At 72.5% G+C, this 6209-nt stretch carries 5 protein-coding genes; 3 read left to right on the forward strand and 2 right to left on the reverse strand.

Annotated elements, in window-relative coordinates:
• Positions 1–37: 37 nt before the first annotated feature.
• Complete coding sequence (locus AB0K18_RS00550) at positions 38–1420, reverse strand: MFS transporter (protein WP_364907798.1); 1383 nt, start codon at positions 1418–1420, stop codon at positions 38–40.
• 209 nt (positions 1421–1629) lie between these two features.
• On the opposite strand from AB0K18_RS00550, the gene AB0K18_RS00555 reads away from it, so the two are divergent.
• From AB0K18_RS00555 to AB0K18_RS00565, 3 genes are read left to right on the forward strand one after another with little or no spacing between them, the layout of a single operon-like run.
• The gene (locus tag AB0K18_RS00555) at positions 1630–2517 is read left to right on the forward strand and encodes a shikimate dehydrogenase (RefSeq protein WP_364907801.1); all 888 of its coding nucleotides are present in this window, start codon (positions 1630–1632) and stop codon (positions 2515–2517) included.
• A 23-nt stretch (positions 2518–2540) separates the two neighbouring features.
• Complete coding sequence (locus tag AB0K18_RS00560; RefSeq protein ID WP_364907803.1) at positions 2541–4409, forward strand: TIM barrel protein; 1869 nt, start codon at positions 2541–2543, stop codon at positions 4407–4409.
• Positions 4406–5062, forward strand: a complete 657-nt coding sequence (locus AB0K18_RS00565) for a TetR/AcrR family transcriptional regulator (RefSeq protein ID WP_364907806.1) — start codon at positions 4406–4408, stop codon at positions 5060–5062. Before AB0K18_RS00560 ends, AB0K18_RS00565 begins: the two co-directional genes overlap by 4 nt.
• Here AB0K18_RS00565 and AB0K18_RS00570 read toward each other — a convergent pair.
• Positions 5045–6070: a LacI family DNA-binding transcriptional regulator gene (locus AB0K18_RS00570; protein ID WP_364907809.1), complete on the reverse strand. Its 1026-nt coding sequence runs from the start codon at positions 6068–6070 to the stop codon at positions 5045–5047. The genes AB0K18_RS00565 and AB0K18_RS00570 overlap by 18 nt on opposite strands.
• Between the last annotated feature and the right edge of the window lie 139 nt (positions 6071–6209).

A 6209-nucleotide genomic window follows, 5' to 3' on the forward strand; every position in this document is an offset into this window, starting at 1 on the left:
GGCTGAGCCGGCGGTCCCGCGCCGTCCGGGCAGATGGTCAGCCGGCCGGGGCCGGGGCGGGTGTCCGGCCGAGTTCCTCCGTCGGCACCCGGTACGTCTCCCGCGCCGTGGCCACCGCGACCGCGCTGATCGCGCACAGGATCGCGGTGAACACCCCGACCCCGGTCCAGCCCTGCAGCCCGAGCCAGCCGTCGGGGGAGACGATCCCGGCGGCGGAGGCCACGGCGAACCCGGCGATGGCGAAGCCGATCTGGGTGCCGATGGCCATGCCGGACAGACGTACGCGGGTGCTGAACATCTCGCCGTAAAGAGCAGGCCAGATGCCGTTCGAGGCGCTGTAGACGACGCCGAGGGTCAGGATGCCGACGAGGAACACCAGCGGATAGCTCCCCGAGTTGATGGCCGCCAGATAGGCGAAGATCATGATCGGGCTGCCGATCGCGCCGATGAGGAACACCGGCTTGCGCCCTATCCGGTCCGACAGCCGCGCCCACAGCGGGATCGCGACGAGCGCGACGGCGTTGGCGGCCACGCCGACCCAGAGCATGGTGGCGTTGTCGAGCCCGATCTCGTCGCTGGTGGCGTAGTTGAGCGCCCAGACCGTGAAGATCGTGCTGACGGTGGCGATGAGCGCCGCGCACACCACCCGCAGCACGCTGCTCCAGTGGTCGCGGAAGAGCACGGCGAGCGGCATGCGCGGCACGGTGCCCGCGGCCACCTCCTCCTCGAACGCCGGCGTCTCCTCAAGCCGCCGCCTGATGATCCACCCGGCCACCGCCACCGCCACGCTCAGCCAGAACGGCACCCGCCAGCCCCAGGTGAGCAACTGCTCCTCGGGCAGGGCGGCGACCGGGATGAACGCGAACGTGGCCAGGATCTGCCCGAACTGGGTGCCGTTCAGGGTGAAGCTGGTGAAGTAGCCGCGCCGGTCGGCGGGGGAGTGTTCGAGGGTCATGGAGTTGGCGCTGGCCTGCTCGCCCGCCGCCGACAGCCCCTGCATGATGCGCAGCAGCACCAGCAGGACGGGCGCGGCCCCGCCGATCTGGTCGCGGGTGGGCAGGCAGCCGATGAGGAACGTCGACAGCCCCATGAGGACGAGCGTGAACACCATGATCTTCTTGCGGCCGAACCGGTCGCCGACGTGCCCCAGGAAGAACGCGCCCACCGGCCGGGCCGCGTAGGCGACGCCGAAGCTGGCCAGCGACTGGAGGGTGGCGGTCGCCGGGTCGGAGTCGTCGAAGAACACCCGGCCGAAGATCAGCGCGGCGGCGCTGCCGTAGATGAAGAAGTCGTAGTACTCGAGCGCGCTGCCGATCCAGGCGGCGATGGCGGCCTTGCGCGGCGTTCCCCTGCCGAGGGGGCCGCCTGGCGAGTTGCCTGGGGAGTGGCCTGGGGAGTGGCCTGGTGCGTTGTCGGTCACGTGAGCTCCTCGGGCTCTGGCTCCTCGGTGAGCGTGATGGTGGCGGCCCCCGGCGCCGGTTACCCGTGTTTTACGAACTAGATAGTTAATTAATGTGGGAGCAATGCTGACGTGGCGCGCGTCACATGTCAAGGACGGCTTCCCGCGGGCGCGGGTGGTGGGTTATAACGAACTCACTAGTCCGTACGTTGCTGATCGAGGAGCGCCGCATGACCTCGTACCTGACCGGGCTGATCGGCTCGGGCATCGGTCCCTCGCTCAGCCCGCCGCTGCACGAACGCGAGGCCGCCCACCACGGCCTGCGCTACGTCTACCGGCTGCTCGACACGGACCGGCTCGGCGACGACGTCGGCGGACTGCTGCGCACGGCCCGCCGGTTCGGCTACGACGGGCTCAACATCACCCACCCCTGCAAGCAGGCCGTCATCCCGCACCTGGACGAGCTGTCACCCGACGCCGCCATGCTGGGCGCGGTCAACACGGTCGTCTTCGACGGCGAGCGCGCCGTCGGGCACAACACCGACTGGACGGGCTTCGCCGAGTCGTTCACCCGGGGCCTGCCGGGCGCGGCCACCCGCCACGTCGTCCAGCTCGGGGCGGGCGGCGCGGGCGCGGCGGTCGCGTACGCGCTGCTCACCCTCGGCGTGGACGTGCTGACGATCGTGGACGCCGACCCCGCGAGAGCCGCCGCGCTGGCCGACCGGCTCGCCGCCCGCCACGCCGCCCAACACACCGTCCACCATGCCGACCACCAAGCCGTCCGCCACAGCGCCGGCCGCGCCCGCTCAGGCGGCACCGGCGACCTGCCCGCGCTGCTCGCCGAAGCGGACGGCCTGGTGCACGCCACGCCCACCGGCATGGCGCACCACCCGGGGCTGCCGCTGCCGGCCGAGCTGCTGCGTCCCGGCCTGTGGGTGGCCGACATCGTCTACCGGCCGCTGCAGACCGAGCTGCTCAAGCGGGCCAGGGCACTCGGCTGCCGGACCCTCGACGGCGGCGGCATGGTCGTCTTCCAGGCCGCCCACGCCTTCCGCCTGTTCACCGGGCGTACCCCCGACGCCGAACGCATGCTCGCCCACCTGACCGAACTCACCTGACCGCCCCGGCACGAGGAGAAGCCATGCGCAAGTCGATCGCCACCGTCTCGGTGAGCGGCACGCTGACGGAGAAGCTGGCGGCGGTGGCGGCGGCCGGGTTCGACGGGGTGGAGATCTTCGAGAACGACCTGCTCGCCTGCCCGCTCCCGCCCGAGGAGATCCGCGCCAGAGCGGCGGACCTGGGACTCACCATCGACCTCTACCAGCCGTTCCGCGACTTCGAAGGCGCGCCGCGCGCCCGCCTGCGGGCCAACCTGGAGCGGGCCGAGCACAAGTTCCGGCTGATGCGGCGGCTCGGCGCCGACCTGCTGCTGGTCTGCTCGAACGTCTCGCCCGAGACGATCGGCGACGACGCACTGGCCGCCGAGCACCTGCGGCTGCTCGCCGAGCGGGCCGCCGGGCACGGCATCCGCGTCGCCTACGAGGCGCTGGCCTGGGGCCGGCACGTCAACGAGTACCTGCACGCCTGGAACATCGTCCGCCAGGCCGACCACCCCAACCTGGGCACCTGCCTGGACAGCTTCCACATCCTGTCGCGCGGCTCCGACCCGCTCGGCATCGAGGCCATCCCCGGCGAGAAGATCTTCTTCCTGCAGCTCGCCGACGCGCCGCTGCTCGCCATGGACGTGCTGCAGTGGAGCCGCCACCACCGCTGCTTCCCAGGACAGGGCGGCTTCGACGTCACGGGGCTGGTCAGGCACGTGCTCAACGCCGGGTACGCGGGGCCGCTGTCGCTGGAGGTGTTCAACGACCACTTCCGGCAGGCCGGCACCGGGCGGACCGCGCGCGACGGCATGCGTTCGCTCATCGCGCTCGAAAGGCAACTTCAAGGCGTGGCGCATCCGTCGGTGCCGTCGGGGTTCGCCTTCGCCGAGCTGTCCGGCACCGGCTCGCTGAACGGCGTGCTCCCCGCCCTCGGCTTCGCCCGTACGGGCAGGCACAGCGGCAAGCCGGTCGACCTGTGGTCCCAGGGCGAGGCCCGCCTGCTGGTCAACGCCACCGGCACAGGGCCGCAGCCGGCCGGCGCGGTGAGTCCGGGGCCGGTCGATGGGGCGGGTGCGAGTGCTGGGCCGGCTCGCGTGACCGGCGCGGGTCCCGGGCTGGTGGCGATCGGGCTGGACAGCCCCGACCCCGGACGGGCCGTCGCGCACGCCGAGTCGCTGCTGTCGCCCGTACTGCCGCGCGAGCGCGCCCCGCGGGACGCGCCGCTGCACGCGGTCGCCGCGCCCGACGGCACGGAGATCTTCTTCTGCGACGATGCCTGGCTCGCCGACTTCGCCCCCTCGGGGAACGGCGGCACGGGGATCACCCACATCGACCACGTGGCGCTGGCCCAGCCGCCGCACTACTTCGACGAGGCCGCGCTGTTCTACCGGGGCGTGCTCGGGCTGCAGCCGCAGGAGAGCCTGGAGGTGCCCGACCCGTACGGGCTGGTGCGCAGCCGCGCCATGTCCAGCGCGCAGGGGTCCAGCGCGCAGGGGTCCAGCGCGCAGGGGTCCGGCGTGCGCATGGTGCTCAACCTGGCCCAGGTCGGCGCCGGCCAGCCCCCGCCCCAGCACGTGGCGCTGGCCAGCCCCGACGTGCTCGCCGTGGCCCGCAGACTGCGCGCCGAGCACCCCGAGCTGCTGCTGCCGATTCCCGCCAACTACTACGACGATCTGGAGGCCCGCCACGACGTGCCGCCGGAGCTGCGGGAGCTGGGCGTCCTGTACGACCGCGACGCGCACGGCGGCGCGTTCCTGCACCTCTACACGGTCACCGTGGGCCGGGTGTTCTTCGAGATCGTCCAGCGGATCGACGGCTACGCCGGCTACGGCGCGGTCAACGCCCCCATCCGCCTCGCCGCCCAGCACCACGGAAGCCGGACGGAGCCGCCTATGATGAGCGAATGACCTCGACCCCCGCCACCGCCGAGCGCCGGCGGGACGCCGACCGCACGCGGGCGGAGATCCTCGACGTCGCCCAGCGCGAGTTCGCCCGCTACGGCTACGCCGGGGCCAGGGTCGACGAGATCGCGGCCCGCATGCGCACCACCAAGCGCATGATCTACTACTACTTCGGCAGCAAGGAACGGCTCTACATCGCCGTCCTGGAGAAGGCGTACGCCGAGGTGCGGGCGGTCGAGCGCACGGTCGACGTCGAGCACCTGGCGCCCGTCGAGGCCATCCGCACGCTGGCGGAGCTGACGTTCGACCACCACGACGCCCACCGCGACTTCATCAAGCTCGTCGCGATCGAGAACATCCACCAGGCCGAGCACATCCGCAAGTCGGAGGCGCTGGCCGGCCTGGGTGCGCCGGTGCTCGACCTCATCACCCGCATCCTGGAGGCGGGGCGGGCCTCCGGCGACTTCGTCACCGAGGCCGACGCCATCGACGTGCACATGATGATCAGCGCGTTCTGCTTCTTCAGGGTGGCCAACCAGCACACGTTCGGTGCGCTGTTCGGGCGCGACATGACCGCGCCCGAGCACCGCGACCGGCTGCGGCGGATGGTCGGCGAGATGACGGTCGGCTACCTGTGCGGCTCAGGCGCCCGCCCCTGACCCGGGCGCGGGGCCGGTGGACAGCCGGGGCACCAGGGCCGGCGTGACGGAGAAGCGCATCGCGGCCGTACGCCCCTCGACGCGTTCGAGCAGCAGCCGGGCCGCCGTCCTGCCCATGAGCGTGCCGTCCTGGTCGACGCTGGTCAGCGAGATGTTGGCCATCGCCGCCAGCCGGGTGTTGTCGTAACCGGCCACCGACACCTCACCGGGCACCGACAGCCCCGCCTCGTGCAGCGCCGACAGAGCGCCGAACGCCGCCTGGTCGGCGCCCGCGAAGATCGCGGTCGGCCGGGGCGAGCGGGCCAGCAGCTCGCGCGTGCCGTCGTAGCCGCCCTCCTCGGTCCAGCTCGTGGTGGCGATCGCGATCTCGCCGGCCAGCCCGTGCTCGGTCATCACCCTGCGGTACGTCTCCGCCCTCGTCAGGTGCGGCAGCGCGACCGGCTTGCCGCGGCCCGCGTTGCGCTGCGAGATGTGGCCGATGCGGCGGTGGCCCAGCTCGATGAGGTGGCGCACGACCAGCTCGGTGCCGGCGTCGTCGTCGTCGAAGACCGCGTCGTACGCCGACGAGCGCTCGTGGCGGCCGAGCACGATGAGCGGCATCTCCCCGGCCACCTCCTCCAGCCGCGACTTCGGGCTGATCGGCGCGATCATCAGGATGCCGTCCACCTGCCGGTCGATGAGCGCCTCGATGGCCCGGCCCTCGGCGGCCGGGTCGGTGCTGCCGCCCTGCACGAGGATCGCCTGGTAGCCGCTGCCGCCGAGCTGCTCGCCGACGCCGTCGAGCACGTCGGCGAAGAACGGGTTGCGCACGTGGGGGATCAGCACGCCGATCGTGAACGTGCGCCCGCGCATGGCCCGCGCCGCCGCGTGGGGCCGGTAGCCCAGTTCCTCGATGGCGGCCTTGACCCGGTCGCGCATGGCGGGGCTGGCGCCGTAGGCGTTGCGCAGGACCTTGGAGACGGCGGTGGTGGACACCTGGGCGTGGCGGGCGACGTCCGCGATCGTCACCCGGCGCCTGGGCTCGCGTTCCGCACTGGGTCCCGCACTGGGTCCCGCACTGTGGCCCGCACTGTGGCCCGCACTGTGGCCCGCACTGTGGCCCGCACTGTGGCCCGCACTGTGGCCCGCACTGTGGCCCGCACTGTGG

It is taken from the genome of Nonomuraea sp. NPDC049421 (genome assembly GCF_040677005.1).
Lineage (GTDB): Bacteria > Actinomycetota > Actinomycetes > Streptosporangiales > Streptosporangiaceae > Nonomuraea > Nonomuraea salmonea.